The sequence below is a fragment of the Pseudomonas sp. FG36 genome (genome assembly GCF_057809275.1).
Genome location: NZ_JBMDJQ010000044.1, coordinates 14,533 through 39,314, shown reverse-complemented (window position 1 = coordinate 39,314; position 24,782 = coordinate 14,533). Strand labels below are relative to the sequence as shown.

The window sequence follows — 24,782 nt, the reverse complement described above, 5'->3', positions numbered from 1 at the left end:
CCCGGCCCCCCCCGCCCAGGGCTGCCAGGCGTGCCTTGAGCTGACGTTCCTCGGCCTTGTACTCGCGGTATTTCTCGGCAGCCTGGGCCTGGCGGTGCAGGCGCTCGATCTGGCGTTCCAGCTCTTCGCGCAGGTCGGTCAGGCGCGCGAGGTTTTCCTGGGTGCGGCGAATGCGGCTCTCGGTCTCGCGGCGACGCTCCTTGTACTTGGAGATGCCCGCCGCTTCCTCGATGAAGTTGCGCAACTCCTCGGGCTTGGCCTCGATCAGCTTGCTGATCATGCCCTGCTCGATGATCGAATAGCTGCGCGGCCCCAGACCGGTGCCGAGGAAGATATCGGTGATATCGCGGCGCCGGCACTTGGCGCCGTTCAGGTAATAGGTGTTCTGCCCGTCGCGGGTGACCTTGCGGCGGATCGAGATCTCGGCGTAGGCGGCGTACTCGCCCACCAGGCTGTTGTCGCTGTTGTCGAACACCAGCTCGATGCTGGCCTGGCTGACCGGCTTACGGCTGGTGGAACCGTTGAAGATGACATCGGTCATCGACTCGCCACGCAGGTTCTTCGCCGAACTCTCGCCCATCACCCAGCGCACCGCGTCGATGATGTTGGATTTACCGCAGCCGTTGGGGCCGACCACGGCCGCCATGTTGCTGGGGAAGTTGACCGTGGTCGGGTCGACGAACGACTTGAACCCGGCCAGGCGAATGCACTTCAGGCGCACCGGTCAGACCCGCGCCAGCGCCGCCAGCACCAGTTCGCAACTGCGCTGGCAATAGGCGGTAAGCACCTCGCGGATGCGCGGCAGGTCGCGGGCGACCACGGCTTCGAGCAGGCGGGCGAACAGCTCCAGGTAATCGACCATGTTGGCCTGGCGCTGGTCCAGGGCCAGGTAGTAGGCGCGGCTCATGGCCGGCTGCAGGTTCTCGACGGTTTCCTGCAGGTACGGGTTGTTGGCGAACGGATAGGCGGCGCGCATCACCGCAAAGCTGTCGCCGACGAAGGCTTTGATGTCCTTGCCGGCATGGGCCTGCTTGAGGCGCTGCTGGATGTCCAGAAACGGGCGCAGGTCGCCCTCGGTGCGCCAATGCTGGGCAACGGCGTTGCCCAGCAGGATATAGAACTCGCCCATCAGGGCGCACAGGCTGCGCACGCTGTTCTCGTCGAGTTCGGTCACATGGGCGCCACGGCGCGGCAGGATGGCCACCAGGTGCCGGCGCTCGAGGATAAGCAGCGCCTCGCGTACCGAACCGCGGCTGACGTTGAGGGCCTGGGTGACCTTCTGCTCCTGGATGCGCTCGCCGGGTGCGAGTTCGCCGCGGATGATCCGCTCGGCCAGGTAGTGGGCAATTTGCTCGGAGAGGCTGTCCGGCGCCTTGAACGTCATGGTTTTCCTTCGCAATCTGGGTAGCTGTGCACAAGGGCGCGATTGTAGCGCACTTGCCAGGCGCTCGCGCAGCGGGACTGCGTGCTTTGTGCGACTGGCGGGTCAACTTTCCCGCACGGCGCGAACTATGCTTTGGAAAAGGCTCGATGAGGCGGTCCGGAAGGCCTTCGTGCAAATTCTTGACCTTTGAGTCAGAAAATTATTGACCCAGAGGTCAGCCCTTGCTTAGAGTCCGCCGGAACAACAATAAAACCATTGCGAGGCCCTCCCCCGTGATCCAGTTTCTCGTCAACCAGGAGCTGCGCAGCGAGCACGCCCTGGACCCGAACATGACGGTGCTGCAATACCTGCGCGAGCACCTGGGCAAACCCGGCACCAAGGAAGGCTGCGCCAGCGGCGACTGCGGTGCCTGCACCGTGGCTGTCGGCGAACTTGTGCAGGACGACAAGGGCGGCGACAGCATCCGCTACCGCAGCCTAAACTCGTGCCTGACGTTTGTCTCTTCCCTGCATGGCAAGCAACTGATCAGCGTCGAGGGTCTCAAGCACCAGGGCGAACTGCACAGCGTGCAAAAGGCCATGGCCGACTGCCACGGTTCGCAATGCGGTTTCTGCACGCCCGGTTTCGTCATGTCGCTGTTCGCCCTGCAGAAGAACAGCCAAGGCCACGACCTGCACCAGGCCCAGGAGGCCCTGGCCGGCAACCTGTGCCGCTGCACCGGCTACCGGCCGATCCTCGAGGCCGCCGAGCAGAGCTGCGCACGCCCCTGCCGCGACCAGTTCGACGCCCAGCAGGCGCAGACCATCGCCCGCCTCAAGGCCATCGCCCCGCAACAGACCGGCGAGCTCAACAGCGGCGACAAGCGCTGCCTGGTGCCGCTGACCGTGGCCGATCTGGCCGACCTGTACAGCTCGCACCCCGAGGCACGCCTGCTGGCCGGCGGTACCGACCTGGCACTGGAAGTCACCCAGTTCCACCGCACCCTGCCGGTGATGATCTATGTCGGCCACGTCGCCGAGCTCAAACGCATCGACAAGACCGCCAGCCACCTGGAAATCGGCGCCGCGACCCCGCTGACCGACTGCTACATCGCGCTCAACGAGGAATACCCCGACTTCGGCGACCTGCTGCACCGCTTCGCCTCGCTGCAGATCCGCAACCAGGGCACTCTCGGCGGCAATATCGGCAACGCCTCGCCGATCGGTGACTCGCCACCTCTGTTGATCGCCCTCGATGCACAGATCGTCCTGCGCCAAGGTGAGCGCCAGCGCACCCTGGCGTTGGAAGACTACTTCATCGACTACCGCATCACTGCACGCCAGGACAGCGAGTTCATCGAGAAGATCATCGTGCCGCGCGCCAGCAACGACTGGGCCTTCCGCGCCTACAAGGTGTCCAAGCGCCTGGACGACGATATTTCCGCGGTATGCGCGGCATTCAACCTGAGCATCGAGAACGGTGTGGTCAGCGGCGTGCGCATCGCCTTTGGCGGCATGGCGGCAATCCCGAAACGCGCCCGTGCCTGCGAAGCCGCGCTGCGCGGCAAGCCCTGGAACCAGGCCAGCGTCGAACGCGCCTGCCAGGCCCTGGCCGAGGACTTCACCCCGCTCAGCGACTTCCGCGCCAGCCGCGAGTACCGCCTGCTGACCGCGCAGAACCTGCTGCGCAAGTACTTCATCGAACTGCAAACGCCGCATATCGAAACCCGGGTGACCGCTTATGTCTAACCATCACGCCGTCAAGAGCCAGGCCGAGATGGCCGCACTGTTCAGCCAGGACCTGACCACCGGGGTCGGCCGCAGCCTAAAGCACGACAGCGCCGACAAGCACGTGGCCGGCGAAGCGGTGTACATCGACGACCGCCTGGAATTCCCCAACCAGTTGCACGTCTATGCACGCACCGCCGACCGCGCTCATGCGCGCATCCTGCGCATCGACACCACGCCCTGCTACCAGTTCGAAGGCGTGCGCATCGCCATCACCCACGAAGATATCCCGGGGCTCAAGGATATCGGCCCAGTGGTGGCTGGCGATCCGTTGCTGGCCATCGACAAGGTCGAATTCTTCGGCCAGCCGGTGCTCGCCGTGGCCGCCTGCGATCTCGAGACTGCAAGACGCGCCGCCATGGCCGCCATCGTCGAGTACGAAGACCTGGAGCCGGTGCTCGATGTGGTCGAGGCCCTGCGCAAGAAGCACTTCGTGCTCGACAGCCACACCCACCAGCGCGGCGACTCGGCCGCTGCATTGGCCAGTGCCCCGCACCGCATCCAGGGCACCCTGCACATCGGCGGCCAGGAACACTTCTACCTGGAGACCCAGATCAGCTCGGTGATGCCTGGCGAAGACGGCGGCATGATCGTCTACTGCTCGACGCAGAACCCCACCGAGGTGCAGAAGCTGGTGGCCGAGGTGCTCGACGTGCCGATGCACAAGATCGTCGTCGACATGCGCCGCATGGGCGGCGGTTTCGGCGGCAAGGAAACCCAGGCCGCCAGCCCCGCGTGCCTGTGCGCGGTGATCGCGCGCCTGACCGGCCAGCCGACCAAGATGCGCCTGCCGCGGGTCGAAGACATGACCATGACCGGCAAGCGCCACCCGTTCTACGTGGAATACGACGTCGGCTTCGACGACAACGGCCGCCTGCACGGGATCAATTTCGACCTGGCCGGCAACTGCGGCTACTCGCCGGACCTGTCCGGCTCGATCGTCGACCGCGCCATGTTCCACTCCGACAACGCCTACTACCTGGGCGATGCCACGGTGCACGGCCACCGCTGCAAGACCAACACCGCCTCCAACACCGCCTACCGCGGCTTCGGCGGCCCGCAGGGGATGGTCGCCATCGAGCAGGTGATGGACCATATCGCCCGTCACCTGGCCCTCGACCCGCTGGCGGTGCGCAAGGCCAACTACTACGGCAAGACCGAACGCAACGTCACCCACTACTACCAGACCGTCGAGCACAACATGCTCGAGGAGATGACCGCCGAGCTCGAGGCCAGCAGCGACTACCATGAGCGCCGCGAGTCGATTCGGCGCTTCAACGCCAACAGCCCGGTGCTGAAGAAGGGCCTGGCGCTGACCCCGGTGAAGTTCGGCATCTCGTTCACCGCCACTTTCCTCAACCAGGCAGGTGCCTTGATCCACATCTACACCGACGGCAGTATCCACCTGAACCACGGCGGTACCGAGATGGGCCAGGGCCTGAACACCAAGGTCGCGCAGGTGGTGGCGCAGGTGTTCCAGGTCGACTTCAACCGCATCCAGATTACCGCCGCCAACACCGACAAGGTGCCTAACACCTCGCCCACCGCCGCCTCCAGCGGCGCCGACCTGAACGGCAAGGCCGCGCAGAACGCCGCCGAGATCCTCAAGAAGCGCCTGACCGAGTTCGCCGCCCGGCACTACAACGTCACCGAGGAAGACATCGAGTTCCGCAACGGCCATGTGCGCGTGCGCGAGCAGATCGTCAGCTTCGAGCAGTTGGTGCAGCAGGCTTACTTCGCCCAGGTATCGCTGTCGACCACCGGCTTCTACCGTACGCCGAAGATTTTCTACGACCGCAACCAGGCCCGTGGCCGCCCGTTCTACTACTTCGCCTTCGGCGCCGCCTGCGTGGAGGTCATCGTCGATACCCTCACCGGTGAATACAAGATGCTGCGCGCCGACATCCTGCATGACGTGGGCGACTCGCTGAACCCGGCCATCGACATCGGCCAGGTGGAGGGTGGTTTCGTCCAGGGCATGGGCTGGCTGACCACCGAGGAGCTGGTGTGGAACGCCAAGGGCAAGCTGATGACCAACGGCCCGGCCAGCTACAAGATCCCGGCAGTGGCCGACATGCCGATCGACATGCGCGTCAAGCTGGTGGAGAACCGCAAGAACCCCGAGGACACCGTGTTCCATTCCAAGGCCGTGGGCGAGCCGCCGTTCATGCTCGGCATTGCCGCCTGGTGCGCGATCAAGGACGCGGTGGCGAGCATCGCCGACTACCGCGTACAACCGAACATCGACGCGCCATCGACGCCGGAGCGGGTGTTGTGGGGTTGCGAGCAGATGCGCAAGGCGGTGGCTGTGGCGCAGCCTGCCGAACAGCAACTGGAACCCGTGACGCACTGACGCCACGCTCCCTGTAGGTGCGACCTTGCGTTGCGCCTACAGGGGACCGAGGAGGACTAAGACATGCACCAATGGATCAACGCCCTCGCCGATCACCAAGCCCGTGGCGAACCCTGCGTGCTGGTAACCATCATCGAGGAGCGCGGCTCCACTCCGCGCAACGCCGGCTCGAAAATGGTGGTCAGCGCCAGCGCGCTGTACGACACCATCGGCGGCGGCCACCTGGAGTTCAAGGCCCTGCACATCGCCCGGCAGATGCTCGCGGAACACCGCAGCACCCCGCACCTGGAGCGCTTCAGCCTCGGCGCCAGCCTCGGCCAGTGCTGCGGCGGCGCCACCGTGCTGCTGTTCGAGCCGATGAGTGGCGTACAGGCCGAGATCGCCGTGTTCGGCGCGGGCCATGTCGGCCGCGCTCTGGTACCCTTGCTCGCCGCGCTGCCCTGCCGGGTGCGCTGGATCGATTCGCGCGAGCAGGAGTTCCCCGCGCTCATCCCCGACGGGGTGAGCAAGATCGTCAGCGAAGAGCCGGTCGACGAAGTCGCCGACCTGCCCGCCGGCAGCTACTGCATCGTCATGACCCATAACCACCAGCTGGACCTGGAGCTGACCGCCGCGATCCTCAAGCGCAACGACTTCACCTGGTTCGGCCTGATCGGTTCGAAGACCAAGCGTGTCAAGTTCGAGCACCGCCTGCGCGAGCGCGGCTTCGAAGACGCGCTGATGGCGCGCATGCGCTGCCCGATGGGCCTGGCCGAGGTCAAGGGCAAGCTGCCGATCGAGATCGCCGTGTCCATCGCCGCCGAAATCATTGCCACCTACAACGCCTGCTTCGGCCAGCACGACGCTGCCGCCAATTCAGGCCCCATCGCCCAGTTGCTGCCGTCCTCGCGACGCAGCCAGACCCTTTGACGAGAGCCCCATGAGCGCAACCCGCAAAGCCTACCGAGCCGCCATCCTGCACAGCATCGCCGACCCCGCCGAGGTCGGCCTGGAGGCGTCCTGCGAATACTATGAAGACGGCCTGCTGGTGGTCGACGACGGCCGCATCAGCGCCCTGGGCCATGCCAGCGAGCTGCTGCCGACCCTCGACGCCGACATCCCGGTGCAGCACTACCAGGACGCCCTGATCACCCCCGGCTTCATCGACACCCATATCCATTTCCCGCAGACCGGCATGATCGGCTCCTATGGCGAGCAGCTGCTGGACTGGCTGAACACCTACACCTTCCCCTGCGAAAAGCAGTTCGCCGACAAGGCCCATGCCGACCAGGTGGCGAAGATCTTCCTCGCCGAACTGCTGCGCAACGGCACCACCACCGCGCTGGTGTTCGGCAGCGTGCACCCCGAGTCGGTCAACGCCCTGTTCGAGGAAGCCGAGCGCCTGGACCTGCGCATGATCGCCGGCAAGGTGATGATGGACCGCAACGCCCCCGACTACCTCACCGACACCGCCGAGTCCAGCTATCGCGACAGCAAGATGCTGATCGAGCGCTGGCACGGCAAGGGCCGCCTGCACTACGCGGTCACCCCGCGCTTCGCGCCGACCAGCACGCCGGAACAGTTGAGCGTGGCCGGTCAGTTGCTCAAGGAGCACCCGGGCGTGTACATGCACACCCACCTGTCGGAGAACCTCAAGGAAATCGATTGGGTCAAGGAACTGTTCCCCGAGCAGAAAGGCTACCTGGACGTCTATGACCACTTCGAGCTGCTCGGCGAGCGCTCGGTGTTCGCCCACGGCGTGCACCTGTGCGACGACGAGTGCCAGCGCCTGGCCGAAACCGGTTCGGCCATCGCCTTCTGCCCGACCTCCAACCTGTTCCTCGGCAGCGGCCTGTTCAACCTGCCCCAAGCCGAGCGCTTCAAGGTCAACGTCGGCCTGGGCACCGATGTCGGCGCCGGCACCAGCTTCTCGCTGCTCAACACCCTGAACGAGGCGTACAAGGTGATGCAGCTGCAAGGCGCGCGCCTGCACCCTTACAAGTCGCTGTACCTGGCCACCCTCGGCGGCGCCCGCGCCCTGCGCCTGGACGATCGCATCGGCAGCCTGCGCCCGGGCAATGACGCCGACTTCGTGGTGCTCGACTACAAGGCCACCCCGCTGCTGGACTACCGCTTGCAGCAGTCCAGGAGCATCGAGGAGACCTTGTTCGTGCTCACCACCCTGGGCGACGACCGCACCGTGCGCGAGACCTACGCCGCCGGGCGTTGCGTGCACCAGCGCTAAGGCTGTTTCGCCAGGCCTCTATACAGCGCACCGCCGATCGCCGCGCCGATCAGCGGTGCCAGCCAGAACAGCCAGAGTTGCTGCAAGGCCCAGCCACCGACGAACAGCGCAGGCCCGGTGCTGCGCGCCGGGTTCACCGAGGTGTTGGTGACCGGGATCGAGATCAGGTGGATCAAGGTCAGCGCCAGGCCAATGGCGATCGGCGCGAACCCGGCTGGTGCCCGGGCGTCCGTGGCGCCCATGATGATCACCAGGAACATCGCGGTCATCACCACTTCGCTGACGAAGCCTGCGGCCAGGGTGTAGCCGCCGGGCGAGTGTTCGCCATAGCCATTCGAGGCCATGCCGTTACCCACCTCGAAACCGGCCTTGCCGGTGGCGATGAAGTAGATCACCGCCGCGGCGAGGATCGCGCCGACCACCTGGGCAATCACATAGGGCAGTAACTCTTTTGCCGGGAATCGTCCCCCCACCACCAGCCCGAACGACACGGCGGGATTGAGGTGGCAACCGGAGATATGGCCGATGGCGAATGCCATGGTCAGGACGGTAAGGCCGAAAGCGAAAGCGACACCCAGGACCCCGATGCCGACAGGCGAGCTGGCGGCCAGCACTGCACTGCCACAACCACCCAGGACCAACCAGAAGGTGCCGACCAGCTCGGCCCCCATGCGCACACCCAGGGATGAACTCATGGAACATTCCTCAAGTAATTGGACGCAACGACTGCGCAAGCCCAACTGCTTGATGAAGGTTTGCTGAGGAAAATCTAGCAGAGCTTTGGCCAGTAGCCAGTAACGACAAAGGGCCGCAAAGCGGCCCTTTCATACAAGCAAACGATCAACCCTTGGCGGTAGCCTTGGGCTTTTTCAGCAGGTGGGAGAACACCGCGTGCAGGTCGTCCGAAGCGCTCTCCTCGTCGAGGTTGAGCTTGCTGTCGATATGGTCCATGTGATGCATCATCAGGCTTACCGCCTGCTCGGCATCACGGGCCTCGATCGCATCGATCAGCTGCATGTGCTCATCGTACGAGCAGTGCGAGCGGTTACCGCTTTCGTACTGGGCGATGATCAGCGAAGTCTGCGACACCAGGCTGCGTTGGAAGCTCACCAGTGGCGCATTGCCGGCGGCTTCGGCCAGCTTGAGGTGGAACTCGCCGGACAGGCGGATACCGGCGCCACGGTCACCACGGGAGAAGCTGTCACGCTCCTCGCGGACCATCTGGCGCAGTTCGTTGAGCTGTTCGAGGGTGGCGTGCTGCACGGCCAGCTCGGTGATGGCGCGCTCGACCATGCGCCGCGAGAAGAACACCTGCCGCGCCTCCTCGACCGTTGGGCTGGCCACCACCGCACCACGGTTGGGCCGCAACAGCACCACGCTTTCATGGGCCAGGCGCGACAGGGCGCGGCGGATGATGGTGCGGCTGACGCCGAAGATCTCGCCCAGTGCTTCCTCGCTCAACTTGGTGCCCGGTGCCAGACGCTGCTCGAGGATCGCCTCGAAGATATGCGCATAGACGATGTCGTCCTGGGTACCGCTGCGGCCGGCCTTGCCAGTGCGCACAGGTTTTTTCAGAGGTTGCAGCTGTTCGTTCATGGGCTCTCGAGCACAAAGGATCTGCCAGTCGGACCGTGACTGTAATACCGGTCAGCGGGGGGATGGCAAGTCCTGGAAGAAGAAAAGGGGCCAAGGTATGGCGCCATTGTACACAGGCTGACCCGTTTCTGCAGGTGGCCTTTTACCCTTATAGCCGTTGTACGGCAGTTTGTGAGCACAAAAGATAAAACATTATTTGCATTCTTTGTACACAAAAGCATAATCCTGCGAGCAACTTCCTGACCCAAAAGTCAACAAACCGGTCGGACGTCTGCCACACCCCCTCGCGAAGCCCCCCAGTGCATGGCTCAGGACCAGGCTTCGAACAACAAGAAAGACTTGAGGAGTACTCGCTGTGGAAAGCCGCAAATCCGAAGCACCTACGCTGGATCTCGCCCCACCGCTCGAAACGGGCTGGCTGGAGCGGATTTTCAAACTCAAGCAGCATGGCAGCACTGTCCGCACCGAGCTGATCGCCGGGGTGACCACCTTCATCACCATGGCCTACATCATCTTCGTCAACCCCAACATCATGGCTGACGCCGGCATCGACCACGGCGCGGCGTTCGTCGCCACCTGCATCGCCGCCGCCCTCGGCTGCCTGCTGATGGGCCTGTACGCCAACTGGCCGGTCGGCCTGGCGCCGGGCATGGGGCTCAATGCCTTCTTCACCTACACCGTGGTTGGCACCATGGGCTACAACTGGGAAACGGCGCTGGGGGCGGTGTTCGTCTCGGGCGTGCTGTTCATGTTCCTGACCGTTTCGCGCGTGCGTGAGTGGCTGCTCAACAGCATCCCGGTGAGCCTGCGCCATGCCATGGGGGCCGGCGTCGGCTTGTTCCTCGGGCTGATCGGCCTGAAAACCGCCGGCATCATCGTCGACAGCCCGGCAACCCTGGTCAAGCTGGGCTCGCTGCATGAGCCCGGCCCGCTGCTGGCGGCCGTGTGCTTCCTGCTGATCGCTATCCTCAGCTACAAGCGCGTGTTCGGCGCGATCCTGATCAGCATCATCGGCGTCACCCTGGCCGGCTGGGGCCTGGGCCTGGTCAAGTTCGGCGGGGTGGTGTCGATGCCGCCGAGCCTGGCACCGACCTGGATGGCCATGGACGTGGTCGGCGTGTTCAACGTCAGCATGATCAGCGTGGTGCTGGCGTTCCTGTTCGTGCACATGTTCGACACCGCCGGCACGCTGATGGGCGTGGCCCAGCGGGCCAACCTGGTGGCACCGGACGGGCGCATCGAGAACCTGTCGCGAGCGCTGAAGGCCGACAGCACCTCCAGCGTGTTCGGCGCGGTGGTCGGTGTGCCGCCGGTGACCAGCTACGTGGAAAGTGCCGCAGGTGTCGCGGCAGGTGGACGCACCGGCCTGACCGCCGTTGTGGTTGGCGTGCTGTTCATCGCCGCGATGTTCTTCGCCCCGCTGGCCGGGATGATTCCGGCCTATGCCACCGCTGGCGCGCTGATCTACGTGGCGATGCTGATGATGGGCAGCATGGCGCATATCGAGTGGGATGAAGCCACCGACAGCATTCCGGCGATCGTCACCGTGATCATGATGCCGCTGACCTTCTCGGTGGCGGACGGCATCGCCCTGGGCTTCATCAGCTACGTGGCGCTCAAGGCGGGTACCGGCAAGTTCAAGGAGATCTCGGCCAGCCTGTGGGTGCTGTGCGCGATCTTCATTGCCAAGTTTGTATTCCTCTGAGTCAACCGCCTCACCTGAATGCCATCAGCCTTCATGGGAAGTCACGCTTCCCATGAAGTCTTTCAGCGCAAACCCGGCCAACAGTCCTGCCAGGCCTGCGCCCTCTTGATCCCCCCCATGTTTCCTTGCAGGATCGGTATTCTTCCATCGTGCAAGGACAGCTCGTCATGACACCCCAGACCTTCGATCTTTCCCCTCATCTTCAGCGCTGGTTCGCCTGGTCCGATATCCTCGCCTGTTTTTGGCCTGGGCCAGGCGGGCGCTCGGTGGAAGTTGATCCTTTGCTCGCCAGCATCATCGAACAGCCGGGCGTGTACTGCATTGCCTGGGGCGATAGCGCTGATGTTCCGCATCCCGCCGACAGTCACATCAAGTACATCGGCCAAACGAAGAACTTCAAGGCCCGCATTGGCCAATTCGCTACCTCGGCCGGTATTTTCTGGGATGATCGCTTCAATGGACATTCTGCGGCATGGCGCTGGCCACAGGGTAAGACCGAAAAGATGCAAGTGGCCTTTTTCCCACTGACAGGAAACGAAACCGAACACCTGAAGACCGGCCGCCTTTTCTGGTACGAGGCGCTCGCCCTCGATGCTTACTACCTCAACAATGACAACAAACTTCCACCCCTGAACATTCCAAGGAATCCAGACGCCCTGGTTTTCGGCTGAGTGCCTGATTCAGACTTTATCGAAGGCGAAAAAAAGCCCGCCAGTGTGAGAGCGGGCCAAGGACCTACGAAGATTCTTCTAGCGACCAACTAGCTTCCACGATAGGTCGAATAGCTGTACGGCGAGATCAGCAGCGGCACGTGGTAGTGCTCCTGCTGCTCGTCGATGCCGAAGCGCAGCACGACCACGTCGAGGAACGCGGTGTCCGGCAGCTTCACACCCTTGGCGCGGTAGTAGTCACCGGCGCTGAACTGCAATTGATAGACGCCGGTGCGGTAATCGTCGCCCTGCAGCAGCGGCGCATCGACGCGGCCATCGCTGTTGGTCAGGGCGGTGTTCACCAGTTCCAGCTGCTGGCCTTCGACGCGGTACAGCTCGACCTTGATCGAGCTGCCCGGGCAGCCATGCGCGGCGTCCAGTACGTGTGTGGTCAAACGTCCCATTTGCTTGTCGCCTCTTGTCATCTACGTGGGCAAAAAATACACGGCAACAGGCTGGCACCGTGCGGGAATGCAGCCATTAAGACAGTTTGGCGATGGATTGTACACAATTTTTTCTGCATCCTCGGTCAAGACTCCTCGAACACTCCATCAGTCGCAAAGACACGCCCGATGCCGACCCTCACGGCATTAGCTGACCAATCAGGCAGGTTTCTTGCAAGCCATTCTCAGGCGACAAATGGGAAGAAATGCGGAAAAACAGGCTTACAAATTATTTAAGAAGTTGTATACAATCAGCCCATCCGGTGGTGCGACATCCCGACGCGGCCCGCCCACCACCCGCACATACGTACAAGAAGGAAGACTGCAGTGAGCGCTGACTACCCTCGCGACCTGATCGGTTACGGCAACAACCCACCTCATCCGCAATGGCCGGGGAATGCCCGCATTGCACTGTCCTTCGTGCTCAACTACGAAGAAGGTGGCGAGCGCAACATCCTGCATGGCGACAAAGAGTCCGAAGCGTTCCTCTCCGAAATGGTCGCCGCCCAGCCGCTGCAAGGCGCGCGCAACATGAGCATGGAGTCGCTCTACGAATACGGCAGCCGCGCCGGCGTATGGCGCCTGCTCAAGCTGTTCAAGGACAGCGGCGTGCCGCTGACCATCTTCGCCGTGGCCATGGCCGCCCAGCGCCACCCCGACGTGATCCGCGCCATGGTCGAGGCCGGCCACGAGATCTGCAGCCACGGCTACCGCTGGATCGACTACCAGTACATGGATGAAGCGCAAGAGCGCGAGCACATGCTCGAAGCCATCCGCATCCTCACCGAGCTTACCGGCGAACGCCCGCAAGGCTGGTACACCGGCCGCACCGGCCCGAACACCCGGCGCCTGGTGATGGAAGAAGGCGGCTTCCTCTACGACAGCGACACCTACGACGACGACCTGCCCTACTGGGAGCCGAACAACCCGACCGGCAAGCCGCACCTGGTGATCCCCTACACCCTCGACACCAACGACATGCGCTTCACCCAGGTGCAGGGTTTCAACTGCGGCGAGCAGTTCTTCCAGTACCTGAAGGACGCCTTCGACGTGCTCTACGAGGAAGGCGCCGAGGCACCGAAGATGCTTTCCATCGGCCTGCACTGCCGCCTGGTCGGCCGCCCGGCGCGCCTGGCCGCGCTCAAGCGCTTCGTCGACTACGCCAAGAGCCACGAGCAGGTCTGGTTCGCCCGTCGCGTGGACATCGCCCGCCACTGGCACGCCACCCACCCGTACAAGAAAGAGAACGCCTGATGACTGCCTTCAAGACCCTCAAGCCCTCCACCCTGGACCGCGCCGCCTTCGTCGCGGCCTTCGCCGACATCTACGAGCACTCGCCGTGGGTCGCCGAGAAAGCCTACGACCTGGGGCAACTGGCCGAGCTGGACGAGATCGAGGCGCTGCATCAACGCATGAGCGACATCCTGCTCAGCGCCAGCCATGCCGAGCAACTGGCGCTGATCAACGCTCACCCGGACCTGGCCGGCAAGGCCGCCATCCAGGGCGAGCTGACCGAATCGAGCACCAACGAACAGGCCGGCGCCGGTATCCACCAGTGCACCGCTGAAGAGTTCGCCCGTTTCACCGAACTCAACGACGCCTACAAGGCCAAGTTCCAGTTCCCGTTCATCATGGCGGTCAAGGGCAGCAACCGCCACCAGATCCTCGCCGCCTTCGAAAAGCGCATCCACAACGACACGGATGCCGAGTTCAAGGAAGCCCTGGCGCAGATCAACCTGATCGCCCTGTTCCGCCTGCTGCAGCTGTAAGGCACTGGCAGCGCCCTGGCCCGAGTGCGTGACGCGTCCGCACCCAGGGCCCCGGCCCGCCAGGCCACCAAATTCCAGAACAACGAATAGAAGAGATAACCGCATGCGCACCCTGATGATCGAGCCCCTGACCAAAGAAGCCTTCGCCCCCTTCGGTGACGTGATCGAAACCGACGGCAGCGACCACTTCATGATCAACAACGGCTCGACCATGCGCTTCCACAAGCTCGCCACGGTCGAGACCGCCGAGCCCGAAGACAAGGCGATCATCAGCATCTTCCGCGCCGACGCGCTGGAAATGCCGCTGACCGTGCGCATGCTGGAACGCCATCCGCTGGGCAGCCAGGCTTTCATCCCGCTGCTCGGCAACCCCTTTCTGATCGTGGTCGCGCCAGTTGGCGATGCACCTGTATCAGGCTTGGTCCGCGCCTTCCGCAGTAATGGCAGGCAGGGCATCAATTACCATCGCGGCGTCTGGCACCACCCGGTGCTGACGATCGAAAAGCGGGATGACTTCCTGGTGGTTGATCGCAGTGGTTCCGGCAACAACTGCGATGAGCATTACTTCCCCGAGGAACAGATGTTGATCCTCAATCCCCACCAATAAGAAAAGGTCGGTCACCCAGGTCCGCCTGAACCGTGACCGGCGAGAGGTACATACTGTGGAAGCACACCTTCACGAATGGCTGAACCTGAGCATTCGCTGGGTTCACATGATCACCGGCGTGGCCTGGATCGGTGCATCGTTCTACTTCGTCTGGCTGGAGAACCACCTGAACCGAAGCAACCCGCGCGATGGGTTGTCGGGTGACCTCTGGGCCATCCACGGTGGTGGTATCTACCACCTGGAAAAATACAAGCTGGCCCCGCCGAAGATGCCCGAGAACCTGCACTGGTTCAAATGGGAAGCCTACTTCACCTGGATGTCCGGGATCGCCCTGCTGTGCGTGGTGTTCTACTGGAACCCGACCCTGTACCTGCTGGCACCCGGCAGCACCCTCAGCGGTGCCGAAGGCGTGGCCATCGGTATTGGCTCGCTGATCGCCGGCTGGTTCATCTACGACTTCCTCTGCGACTCGCCCCTGGGCAAGAAGCCGGCGCTGCTCGGCGCCGTGCTGTTCGTGCTGATCATCGCCGCCTGCTGGGGCTTCAGCCTGGTGTTCAGCGGCCGCGGCGCCTACCTGCACACCGGTGCGATCATCGGCACCATCATGGTCGGTAACGTGTTCCGCATCATCATGCCGGCGCAGCGCCAGCTGGTGGCGGCCATCGAGAACAACCAGACCCCCGACCCGGTGCTGCCGGCCAAGGGCCTGTTGCGCTCGCGCCACAACAACTACTTCACCCTGCCGGTGCTGTTCATCATGATCAGCAACCACTTCCCGAGCACCTACGGCAGCCAGTACAACTGGCTGATCCTGGCCGGGATCGCGGTGGCCGCGGTATTGATCCGTCACTACTTCAACACCCGCCACGACAGCAACAAGTACGCCTGGACCCTGCCTGTCGGCGCCCTGGCGATGATCTGCCTGGCCTACGTGACCGGCCCGAAACCACTGCCGAGCGCACCTGAGCAGGCCGCCGCCAAGGTCGAGTACCAACCGCTGCCGGCTACCGCCGTGGGTGGCAAGACCGCCGCCGAACTGCGTGCCGAGGAAGCCGCCAAACCTGCGACCCCCGCCGAGGCTCCGGCCCAGGCCACAGCCCAGGCTGGCGGTGAAACCTTCGACAAGATCCACACCGTCATCCAGGAACGCTGCACCGTGTGCCACTCGGCCAAGCCGACCAGCCCGCTGTTCAGCGCAGCCCCGGCCGGCGTGATGTTCGACACCCCGCAGCAGATCCAGGCCCAGGCCGCGCGCATTCAGGCGCAGGCCGTCGCCAGCCAGATCATGCCGCTGGGCAACATCACCCAGATGACCGTCGAGGAACGCAAGCTGGTCGGCGACTGGATCGCCAAAGGCGCGCAGGTCAACTGAGACACCCCACGACTGCGTGGGAGCGGGCTTGCCCCGCGATGAGGCCGGTACTCCCGGCCTCGCTTCCAAGCTCTACGTAACAAGCAAGCATCGAGCGTTCGGCTTCACGCGGGAACCCCAGCCTCCTTTACCGGAGACTGCCACGTGAAGCCGCCCGCTTGGATCCGAGAATAAAAACAAAACTCGAGGTGCTGCATGTCCGAGTCACCCAAGGCGTACATCCCTGTTGCGCCGCCACGACAGCCCCTGCCTTTGTTCCAGCTGATCCTGGTGGGTCTGCAACACGTTCTGCTGATGTACGGCGGCGCCATCGCGGTGCCGCTGATCATCGGCCAGGCGGCGGGCCTGTCCCGCGAAGAAGTCGCCTTCCTGATCAACGCCGACCTGCTGGTCGCCGGCGTTGCCACCATCATCCAATCCTTCGGTATCGGCCCGGTCGGCATTCGCATGCCGGTCATGATGGGCGCCAGCTTCGCCGCCGTCGGCAGCATGGTGGCCATGGCCGGCATGCCCGGTGTCGGCCTGCAGGGGATCTTCGGCGCGACCATCGCCGCCGGGTTCTTCGGCATGCTGATCGCGCCGTTCATGTCCAAGGTCGTGCGCTTCTTCCCGCCGCTGGTAACCGGCACGGTCATCACCTCCATCGGCCTGTCGCTGTTCCCGGTGGCGGTCAACTGGGCCGGCGGCGGCCATGACGCCGAAGCCTTCGGCGCGCCGATCTACCTGATGGTCGCCGGCCTGGTGCTGGCGGTGATCCTGCTGATCAACCGTTTCATGCGCGGTTTCTGGGTCAACGTGTCGGTACTGGTGGGCATGGGCCTGGGTTACGTGCTCGCTGGCTCCATCGGCATGGTCGACCTGTCGGGCCTGAGCGAGGCGCCGTGGCTGCAGGTGGTCACCCCCCTGCACTTCGGCATGCCGACCTTCAGCCTGGCGCCGATCCTGTCGATGTGCCTGGTGGTGGTGATCATCTTCGTCGAGTCCACGGGCATGTTCCTCGCCCTGGGCAAGGTGACCGACCGTGAAGTAACGCCGGGCATGCTGCGGCGCGGCCTGCTGTGCGATGCCGGCGCGTCGTTCATCGCCGGCTTCTTCAACACCTTCACCCACTCCTCGTTCGCCCAGAACATCGGCCTGGTGCAGATGACCGGGGTGCGCTGCCGCTACGTCACGGTAATGGCCGGCGCGCTGCTGATCCTGCTCAGCCTGCTGCCCAAGGCGGCGTTCCTGATCGCTTCGATCCCGCCCGCGGTACTGGGCGGCGCGTCCATCGCCATGTTCGGCATGGTCACCGCCACCGGGATCAAGATCCTCCAGGAGGCGGACATCTCCGACCGACGCAACCAGTTGCTGGTCGCCGTCAGCGTCGGCTTTGGCCTGATCCCGGTGGTGCGTCCGGAGTTCTTCGCGCAGATGCCGCAGTGGATGGAACCCATCACCCACAGTGGCATCGCCATGGCCACCCTCAGCGCCCTGGTGCTGAACCTGCTGTTCAACATCCTCGGCGGCGCCGACCGCGCCGCGCACAACGATGCCTGTCACCAGCATTGAGTGACCAGGGGCGGCGCCGTCCTGGCCGCCCCGCTTCAACCCTGTGGTAACGCAGTACCGTCGGCCCGCCGGAATGGGCCGTCCGGGGCGCCTGCGCGCCGAAAAAGCCCTTACAAAAACAATAAGTCCGGGAATCACAACATGAAGCGCATCACCACCTCCGTCCTGCTGGGCAGCAGCCTGCTGGCCACCCTCCCCGCCCATGCCGGCGAATGGCTGCAGTGGCACGGCGAAAGCCTGTCCTACCTCTACGGCAAGGACTTCAAGGTCAACCCCGACATCCAGCAGACCATCACCTTCGAGCACGCCAACAAGTGGAAGTACGGCGACACTTTCCTGTTCGTCGACAAGATCTTCTACAACGGCAAGGCCGACCCCGGCAAAGGCGTGACCACCTACTACGGTGAGTTCAGCCCGCGCCTGTCGTTCGGCAAGATCTTCGAGCGCAACCTGGCTTTCGGCCCGGTCAAGGACGTGCTGCTGGCCATGACCTACGAGCGTGGCGAGGGCGACAACGAGGCCTACCTGATCGGCCCCGGCTTCGACCTGAACGTGCCCGGCTTCAACTATTTCACCCTGAACTTCTACCTGCGCAACACCGAAGGCAGCCGCCCCGGCGACAACGTCTGGCAGATCACCCCGGCCTGGTCCTACACCATCCCCGTGGGCAAGTCCGACATCCTGATCGACGGCTATATCGACTGGGTGGTCGACAACGACCAGACCCGTCGCGGCACCTACCACGCCAACCTGCAGTTCAACCCACAGGTCAAATACGACCTGGGCAAGGCCCTGAACCTGGGCGCCAAGCAGCTCTACGTCGGCTTCGAATACAGCTACTGGAAGGACAAGTACGGCATCGACAGCCACGGCAACGTGGACAGCAACCAGAGCGTGGCCAGCGCCCTGGTGAAGGTGCACTTCTGAAAAACTGACCGAACGCCCAAATTTGCACCACCGTGCTCCAGGACGGAGCACTTGAGGCCCGGCGCGCAAGTGAGTAATCTGCGCGCCCCCTCGATCGGGGCGGGAAGGATCCCGCCCGCGTTTGCTGACCGCCCAGTCAATGTTTCCGGGCGGTTGGCCAACGTGTTGCCAGCGTGAAATACCTATTTCATCCGTTCAGAAAGACGTCGAGCAGGATGGTTGTGCCCAACGTGGAAAAGTTGGCGCAGCTCTTGCCAAACAGCTGTGGCCAATTGAAAAAAGCTGACCCAAAAGACAAGAACAGCGCCCGAGCGCTGACAACAGATCCAATAAAGGGAGCGACACACGCAATGCGTACCATCAATAGCCTGATCCTCGCCGGTGGCCTGCTGGCCTGCGGCGCCAGCCAAGCCGGTGACCTGCTGCAATGGCAGAACAACAGTCTGACCTACCTGTGGGGCAAGAACTTCAAGGTCAACCCCGAGATCCAGCAGACCGTGACCTTCGAGCACGCCGATGCGTGGAAGTACGGCGACAACTTCTTCTTCTTCGACAAGATCTTCTACCAGGGCAAGAAGGACGCCAGCAACGGCCCGAACACCTACTACGGCGAGTTCAGCCCACGCCTGTCGTTCGGCAAGATCTTCGACCAGAAGCTCGAGTTCGGCCCGGTCAAGGACGTGCTGCTGGCCATGACCTACGAGTTCGGCGAGGGTGACACCGAGTCCTACCTGATCGGCCCCGGCTTCGACCTGGCGATCCCAGGCTTCGACTACTTCCAGCTGAACTTCTACCAGCGCACCACCGACGGCAGCCGCCCAGGCGACAACGTCTGGCAGATCACCCCGGTCTGGTCCTACACCATCCCCGTGGGTTCGTCCGACATTCTCATCGACGGTTTCATGGACTGGGTGGTGGACAACGACGAGAACCGTCGCGGCACCTACCAGGCGAACCTGCACTTCAACCCGCAGGTCAAGTACGACCTGGGCAAAGCGCTGCACCTGGGTGAGAAGCAGTTGTACGTGGGTATCGAGTACGACTACTGGAAGAACAAGTACGGCATCAAGGACAGCGATGCCTTCACTACCGATCAGAACACCATGAGCTTCCTGGTGAAAGTGCACTTCTGATCACACAGCGCTCAGGCTCTGTCTGACGTGGGAGCGGGCTTGCCCCGCCCCCACGTCCCCGCGCTACTCAGTGAGCAGGGCGCAGCGCCTGCCACAGCTTGCCGACGACGCTCACCACCGCCAGCACCACAGCCCCCGCAATCACCCCCGCCACACCATTGAGCAGTGCCCCGGTCAACGCCCCGCCCCGTCCTTCGCTGAACGCCTCGATGGCGTGATGCAGCGGCGCGATGCCGTGCACCAGGATGCCGCCACCGACCAGGAACATCGCCGCGGTGCCGATCACCGACAGGCTTTTCATCATGTACGGCGCGGCGCGCAGGATGCCGTTGCCCACCGCCTGGCTCAGCGCCGAGGCTTTCTTGGTCATCCACAGCCCCAGGTCATCGAGCTTGACGATGCCTGCCACCAGGCCATACACCCCCAGGGTCATGACGATGGCGATCCCCGACAGCACGATGATCTGCTGGCTCAGCGGCGCATCGGCCACGGTGCCCAGGGTGATGGCGATGATCTCGGCGGAGAGGATGAAGTCGGTGCGCACCGCGCCCTTGATCTTGCTCTTCTCAAAGGCCACCAGGTCGACCTGCTCGTCGGCCACGGCCGCCTTGCGCGCCTCGTGCTGCGCGTCGTCCTCGGCCTTGCTGTGCAGGAACTTGTGCGCCAGCTTCTCGAAGCCCTCGAAGCACAGGTAGGCGCCACCGACCATCAGCAGCGGAATCACCGCCCAGGGAATGAACGCACTGATCAGCAGCGCCGCCGGCACCAGGATCGCCTTGTTCACCAGCGAGCCCTTGGCCACCGCCCACACCACCGGGATCTCGCGTTCGGCGCGCACACCGGTGACCTGCTGGGCATTGAGCGCCAGGTCGTCGCCCAGCACCCCGGCGGTCTTCTTCGCCGCGACCTTGGTCATCAACGAGACATCGTCGAGGACCGTGGCGATATCGTCGATCAATACCAGTAAGCTGCTTCCTGCCATGTCAAAATGTTTCCAGTAGGTTCGAATGGCCGGGATTCTAGCCCAAAGACGCTGCCTTGAGCGCCCGTCCGAGCGGGTGCTACCATGCCGGACCCCTCTTGGAGGGGCCAGACCCGAGGAAGATTCCCGACAATGAGCACCATTCGCGAGCGCAACAAGGAATTGATCCTGCGCGCAGCCAGTGAAGAATTCGCCGACAAGGGCTTCGCCGCCACCAAGACCAGCGATATCGCGGCCAAGGCCGGCCTGCCCAAGCCGAACGTGTATTACTACTTCAAGTCGAAGGAAAACCTCTACCGCGAGGTGCTCGAGAGCATCATCGCGCCGATCATGCAGGCCTCGACACCTTTCAACGCCGACGGCGATCCGAAAGAAGTGCTCAGCGCGTACATCCGCTCGAAGATCCGCATCTCCCGCGACCTGCCCCACGCCTCCAAGGTGTTCGCCAGCGAGATCATGCATGGCGCGCCGCACCTGTCGCCGCGCCAGGTGGAGCAGCTCAACGAGCAGGCCCGCCACAACATCGAGTGCATCCAGCGCTGGATCGAGCGCGGCCAGATCGCCCACGTCGACCCGCACCACCTGATGTTCAGCATCTGGGCGGCGACGCAAACCTACGCGGATTTCGATTGGCAGATCGCCGTGGTGACCGGCAAGGCCAAGCTGGCCGACAGCGATTATGACGCGGCGGCGGAGACCATCATCCGCCTGGTGCTGAAGGGCTGCGAGCCCGAGGCAGCCTGACAGGGCCAATGGGGCTGCTGCGCAGCCCTTATCGCCGGCAAGCCGGCTCCCACAGGCCCTGCACAATTTCTGTGGGAGCCGGCTTGCCGTGGCGACGAACCGCGGCGATGGGCCGCACAGCGGCCCCAGAGAAACTGAACCTTAAGCCGCCACCCCGGCATCCGCCGTCAGCCCGACTTCCTCAATTGCATTGATCGCGCACTGCTCGTCGATATCCGACGTATCGCCGCTGATCCCCACCGCCCCCAGCACCTTGCCGTCCTGATCGCGGATCAGCACGCCCCCTGGCACCGGCACCACCGGTCGCTCGCCGAGCCCGTTCAAAGCCGCATAAAAGGCGGGGCGCTGCTGCGAGTCCAGCGCCAGCAGGCGTGAACCCTTGCCCAGCGCCACCGCGCCCCAGGCCTTGCCGATGGCCACCTCGGGGCGCAGCAGGCTGGCGCCATCCTCGCGCTGCAACGCCAGCAGATGCCCGCCGGCGTCGAGCACCGCCACGGTCAAGGGCGCGGCGTTGATCTTGCGGCCTGCGGCCAACGCGGCATTTACCACGCCCACGGCCTGTTTGAGGGTCAATGCGTTCATGAAAAGGTCCTCTTCTTGTTGTGAGAAGCCCTGAGGGCAGTTGAAAACCAATAGACACGATAGAACACAACAAAGACACTGTTTGTATACAATTTTCTGATCCAATGTCTCTCACTGCGACGAAATGCCGCCCTTTTTTGCCATGACCAGCAAGTCAAACCCGCCGACGAAAATGGATTGACCTTTTGCGCCGACCATGAATACACTCTGCCGCAACGCAAGTTGTATACAATTACAAAATCGATGAGGCACAAACCATGAGCAAAATGAGAGCAATCGATGCAGCCGTTCTGGTCATGCGCCGTGAAGGTGTAGATACCGCGTTCGGCATCCCCGGCGCCGCGATCAACCCGCTGTACTCGGCCCTGAAAAAAGTCGGTGGCATCGATCACGTCCTCGCTCGCCACGTCGAAGGCGCCTCGCACATGGCCGAGGGCTACACCCGCGCCAACCCGGGCAACATCGGCGTGTGCATCGGCACCTCCGGCCCTGCCGGCACCGACATGGTCACCGGCCTGTACAGCGCCTCGGCCGACTCCATCCCGATTCTCTGCATCACCGGCCAGGCCCCGCGTGCCCGCCTGCACAAGGAAGACTTCCAGGCTGTCGACATCACCAGCATCGTCAAGCCGGTGACCAAGTGGGCGACCACCGTGCTGGAGCCGGGCCAGGTGCCTTACGCATTCCAGAAGGCCTTCTACGAAATGCGCACCGGCCGCCCAGGCCCGGTACTCATCGACCTGCCGTTCGACGTGCAGATGGCCGAGATCGAATTCGACATCGATGCCTACGAGCCACTGGCGATCAACAAGCCAGCCGCCACTCGCGTACAGGCCGAGAAAGCCCTGGCCCTGCTCAATGACGCCGAACGCCCGCTGCTGGTAGCCGGCGGCGGCATCATCAACGCCGACGCCAGCGACAAGCTGGTCGAGTTCGCCGAACTGACCGGCGTACCGGTAGTGCCGACCCTGATGGGCTGGGGCACTATCCCGGACGATCACGAATTGATGGTCGGCATGGTCGGCCTGCAGACCTCGCACCGCTACGGCAACGCGACCATGCTCAAGTCCGACCTGGTGTTCGGTATCGGCAACCGCTGGGCCAACCGCCACACCGGCTCCGTCGACGTCTACACCGAAGGCCGCAAGTTCGTGCACGTGGACATCGAACCGACCCAGATCGGCCGCGTCTTCACCCCGGACCTGGGTATCGTTTCCGACGCCGGCAAGGCCCTGGACGTATTCCTCGAAGTGGCCCGCGAATGGAAAGCCGCAGGCAAGCTCAAGTGCCGCAAGGCTTGGCTGGAAGACTGCCAGGAACGCAAGGCTACCCTGCAGCGCAAGACCAACTTCGACAACGTCCCGGTCAAGCCGCAGCGCGTGTACCAGGAAATGAACGAAGTGTTCGGCAAGGACACCACCTACGTCAGCACCATCGGCCTGTCGCAGATCGCCGGCGCGCAGTTCCTGCACGTGTACAAGCCACGCCACTGGATCAACTGCGGCCAGGCCGGCCCGCTGGGCTGGACCATCCCTGCCGCGCTGGGTGTCGTCAAGGCCGACCCGAAACGCAAGGTGGTCGCGCTGTCCGGTGACTACGACTTCCAGTTCATGATCGAAGAGCTGGCGGTGGGCGCGCAGTTCAACCTGCCGTACGTCCACGTGCTGGTGAACAACGCCTACCTCGGCCTGATCCGCCAGGCTCAGCGTGGTTTCGACATGGATTACTGTGTACAACTGGCGTTCGAGAACATTAACTCCACCGACGCCGCCACCTACGGTGTCGACCACGTCGCCGTGGTCGAGGGCCTGGGCTGCAAGGCCATCCGCGTGTTCCAACCGGCCGAGATCGCCCCTGCCCTGCTCAAGGCGCAGAAGATGGCCGAAGAGTTCCGTGTGCCGGTGGTGGTCGAAGTGATTCTCGAGCGTGTGACCAACATTTCCATGGGCACCGAGATCAACGCGGTCAATGAGTTCGAAGACCTCGCCCTGGTCGGCAACGACGCGCCGACCGCCATCTCGCTGCTGGACTGATCGCCTGACGCCCCCGCGCCGCGCGCGGGGGCAATCAACGCAAGGAGACGACTTATGCCTCGCTTCGCCGCCAACCTGTCCATGCTGTTCACCGAACAGGACTTCCTGGCTCGCTTCAAGGCCGCCGCCGACGCTGGTTTCAGCGGCGTCGAATACCTCTTCCCGTACGATTTCAGCGCCGCCGAGATCAAGCAGCAGCTCGACGCCCATGGCCTGACCCAGGTGTTGTTCAACCTGCCGGCCGGCGACTGGTCGAAAGGTGAGCGCGGCATCACCTGCCACCCCGACCGCGTCGAAGAGTTCCGCGCCGGTGTCGACAAGGCCATCGAGTACGCCAAGGTCCTGGGCAACACCCAGGTCAACGCCCTGGCCGGCATCCGCCCGCAAGGCCCTGACTGCGCCACCGTGCGCAAGACCTTCGTGGAAAACCTGCGCTACGCCGCCGACAAGCTCAAGGCCGCCGGCATCCGCCTGGTCATGGAAATGATCAACACCCGCGACATCCCGGGCTTCTACCTGAACACCACGAAACAGGCCCTGGAAATCCAGGCCGAGGTGGGCAGCGACAACCTGTTCCTGCAGTACGACATCTACCACATGCAGATCATGGAAGGTGACCTGGCGCGCACCCTGGAAACCAACCTGAAGCTGATCAACCACGTGCAGCTGGCCGACAACCCGGGCCGCCACGAGCCGGGCACCGGCGAGATCAACTACCGCTTCCTGTTCGAGCACCTGGACCGCATCGGCTACCAGGGCTGGGTGGGCGCGGAGTACAAGCCCAAGACCACCACCGAAGCCGGCCTGGGCTGGCTGAAGACGCATAACGCAATCTGAAGGCCGAGCGCAGGCCTGCTCCTGAAAGGCCTGCTCCGCCTGCTCCATCGAGATTCAACAATTA

The 24,782-nt window shown here is 63.6% G+C and carries 23 protein-coding genes; 16 read left to right on the top strand and 7 right to left on the bottom strand.

The window, feature by feature from the left end; all coding sequences use genetic code 11:
- Together ACODS9_RS24000 and ACODS9_RS23995 are read right to left on the bottom strand one after the other, a co-directional pair.
- Positions 1 to 721 (bottom strand): chromosome segregation SMC family protein (locus ACODS9_RS24000; RefSeq protein WP_489094921.1); only part of this gene is annotated, 721 nt, incomplete at its 3' end.
- 3 nt (positions 722 to 724) lie between these two features.
- Positions 725 to 1,384, bottom strand: a complete 660-nt coding sequence (locus ACODS9_RS23995) for a GntR family transcriptional regulator (protein ID WP_023631392.1) — start codon at positions 1,382 to 1,384, stop codon at positions 725 to 727.
- Between the two features lie 272 nt (positions 1,385 to 1,656).
- Between ACODS9_RS23995 and xdhA the strand changes: the two genes are divergently transcribed.
- From xdhA to guaD, 4 genes are all read left to right on the top strand, one after another.
- Entirely contained in the window at positions 1,657 to 3,111 is a 1,455-nt protein-coding gene (gene xdhA, locus ACODS9_RS23990; RefSeq protein ID WP_489094920.1) for a xanthine dehydrogenase small subunit, read from the top strand.
- A complete protein-coding gene (gene xdhB / locus ACODS9_RS23985; protein ID WP_489094919.1) occupies positions 3,104 to 5,503 on the top strand; it encodes a xanthine dehydrogenase molybdopterin binding subunit in 2,400 nt (799 codons plus the stop codon). Before xdhA ends, xdhB begins: the two co-directional genes overlap by 8 nt.
- Positions 5,504 to 5,566: 63 nt before the next feature.
- A complete protein-coding gene (gene xdhC / locus ACODS9_RS23980; RefSeq protein ID WP_312659067.1) occupies positions 5,567 to 6,412 on the top strand; it encodes a xanthine dehydrogenase accessory protein XdhC in 846 nt (281 codons plus the stop codon).
- A gap of 10 nt (positions 6,413 to 6,422) precedes the next feature.
- Positions 6,423 to 7,727, top strand: a complete 1,305-nt coding sequence (gene guaD / locus ACODS9_RS23975; protein ID WP_489094918.1) for a guanine deaminase — start codon at positions 6,423 to 6,425, stop codon at positions 7,725 to 7,727.
- On the opposite strand, the gene aqpZ is transcribed toward guaD, so the two are convergent.
- Positions 7,724 to 8,422: an aquaporin Z gene (aqpZ, locus tag ACODS9_RS23970; protein WP_401105646.1), complete on the bottom strand. Its 699-nt coding sequence runs from the start codon at positions 8,420 to 8,422 to the stop codon at positions 7,724 to 7,726. The two genes, guaD and aqpZ, sit on opposite strands and share 4 nt — an antisense overlap.
- Positions 8,423 to 8,567: 145 nt before the next feature.
- Positions 8,568 to 9,323, bottom strand: a complete 756-nt coding sequence (locus tag ACODS9_RS23965; protein WP_038705701.1) for a GntR family transcriptional regulator — start codon at positions 9,321 to 9,323, stop codon at positions 8,568 to 8,570.
- A 355-nt stretch (positions 9,324 to 9,678) separates the two neighbouring features.
- On the opposite strand from ACODS9_RS23965, the gene ACODS9_RS23960 reads away from it, so the two are divergent.
- Complete coding sequence (locus ACODS9_RS23960; RefSeq protein ID WP_160291078.1) at positions 9,679 to 11,028, top strand: NCS2 family permease; 1,350 nt, start codon at positions 9,679 to 9,681, stop codon at positions 11,026 to 11,028.
- Between the two features lie 167 nt (positions 11,029 to 11,195).
- Positions 11,196 to 11,699, top strand: coding sequence for a hypothetical protein (locus tag ACODS9_RS23955; protein WP_401105642.1), 504 nt, complete (start codon positions 11,196 to 11,198; stop codon positions 11,697 to 11,699).
- Between the two features lie 89 nt (positions 11,700 to 11,788).
- Here the strand turns inward: ACODS9_RS23955 and uraH are convergent, their stop codons facing one another.
- Entirely contained in the window at positions 11,789 to 12,142 is a 354-nt protein-coding gene (uraH, locus tag ACODS9_RS23950) for a hydroxyisourate hydrolase (RefSeq protein ID WP_028692847.1), read from the bottom strand.
- A gap of 366 nt (positions 12,143 to 12,508) precedes the next feature.
- Here uraH and puuE point away from each other — a divergent pair, with 366 nt between their 5' ends.
- From puuE to ACODS9_RS23915, 7 genes are all read left to right on the top strand, one after another.
- Positions 12,509 to 13,435, top strand: coding sequence for an allantoinase PuuE (gene puuE / locus ACODS9_RS23945; RefSeq protein ID WP_046856486.1), 927 nt, complete (start codon positions 12,509 to 12,511; stop codon positions 13,433 to 13,435).
- Entirely contained in the window at positions 13,435 to 13,950 is a 516-nt protein-coding gene (uraD, locus tag ACODS9_RS23940) for a 2-oxo-4-hydroxy-4-carboxy-5-ureidoimidazoline decarboxylase (RefSeq protein ID WP_046856487.1), read from the top strand. The genes puuE and uraD overlap by 1 nt, the downstream gene beginning before the upstream one ends.
- Positions 13,951 to 14,053: 103 nt before the next feature.
- A complete protein-coding gene (locus ACODS9_RS23935; protein ID WP_046856488.1) occupies positions 14,054 to 14,557 on the top strand; it encodes an ureidoglycolate lyase in 504 nt (167 codons plus the stop codon).
- Positions 14,558 to 14,612: 55 nt separating this feature from the next.
- Positions 14,613 to 15,929, top strand: a complete 1,317-nt coding sequence (locus ACODS9_RS23930; protein WP_489094917.1) for a urate hydroxylase PuuD — start codon at positions 14,613 to 14,615, stop codon at positions 15,927 to 15,929.
- A gap of 195 nt (positions 15,930 to 16,124) precedes the next feature.
- Positions 16,125 to 17,480 carry a nucleobase:cation symporter-2 family protein gene (locus tag ACODS9_RS23925; protein WP_046856489.1) on the top strand — a complete coding sequence of 452 codons (1,356 nt, stop codon included), beginning with the start codon at positions 16,125 to 16,127 and terminating at the stop codon, positions 17,478 to 17,480.
- A gap of 141 nt (positions 17,481 to 17,621) precedes the next feature.
- Positions 17,622 to 18,407: an outer membrane protein OmpK gene (locus ACODS9_RS23920; protein ID WP_046856490.1), complete on the top strand. Its 786-nt coding sequence runs from the start codon at positions 17,622 to 17,624 to the stop codon at positions 18,405 to 18,407.
- A 350-nt stretch (positions 18,408 to 18,757) separates the two neighbouring features.
- Positions 18,758 to 19,540 (top strand): outer membrane protein OmpK, encoded by a 783-nt coding sequence (locus ACODS9_RS23915; protein WP_046856491.1) that lies wholly within the window; start codon positions 18,758 to 18,760, stop codon positions 19,538 to 19,540.
- Between the two features lie 67 nt (positions 19,541 to 19,607).
- Here the strand turns inward: ACODS9_RS23915 and ACODS9_RS23910 are convergent, their stop codons facing one another.
- The gene (locus ACODS9_RS23910) at positions 19,608 to 20,522 is read right to left on the bottom strand and encodes a DUF808 domain-containing protein (protein WP_046856492.1); all 915 of its coding nucleotides are present in this window, start codon (positions 20,520 to 20,522) and stop codon (positions 19,608 to 19,610) included.
- 132 nt (positions 20,523 to 20,654) lie between these two features.
- Between ACODS9_RS23910 and ACODS9_RS23905 the strand changes: the two genes are divergently transcribed.
- Entirely contained in the window at positions 20,655 to 21,266 is a 612-nt protein-coding gene (locus ACODS9_RS23905; RefSeq protein ID WP_028692838.1) for a TetR/AcrR family transcriptional regulator, read from the top strand.
- Positions 21,267 to 21,407: 141 nt separating this feature from the next.
- Here the strand turns inward: ACODS9_RS23905 and ACODS9_RS23900 are convergent, their stop codons facing one another.
- Positions 21,408 to 21,848: a GlcG/HbpS family heme-binding protein gene (locus tag ACODS9_RS23900; protein WP_489094916.1), complete on the bottom strand. Its 441-nt coding sequence runs from the start codon at positions 21,846 to 21,848 to the stop codon at positions 21,408 to 21,410.
- Between the two features lie 257 nt (positions 21,849 to 22,105).
- On the opposite strand from ACODS9_RS23900, the gene gcl reads away from it, so the two are divergent.
- Together gcl and hyi are read left to right on the top strand one after the other, a co-directional pair.
- Positions 22,106 to 23,881: a glyoxylate carboligase gene (gene gcl / locus ACODS9_RS23895; RefSeq protein ID WP_217868969.1), complete on the top strand. Its 1,776-nt coding sequence runs from the start codon at positions 22,106 to 22,108 to the stop codon at positions 23,879 to 23,881.
- Between the two features lie 54 nt (positions 23,882 to 23,935).
- The gene (hyi, locus tag ACODS9_RS23890) at positions 23,936 to 24,718 is read left to right on the top strand and encodes a hydroxypyruvate isomerase (RefSeq protein WP_046856495.1); all 783 of its coding nucleotides are present in this window, start codon (positions 23,936 to 23,938) and stop codon (positions 24,716 to 24,718) included.
- The last annotated feature ends 64 nt before the right edge of the window (positions 24,719 to 24,782 follow it).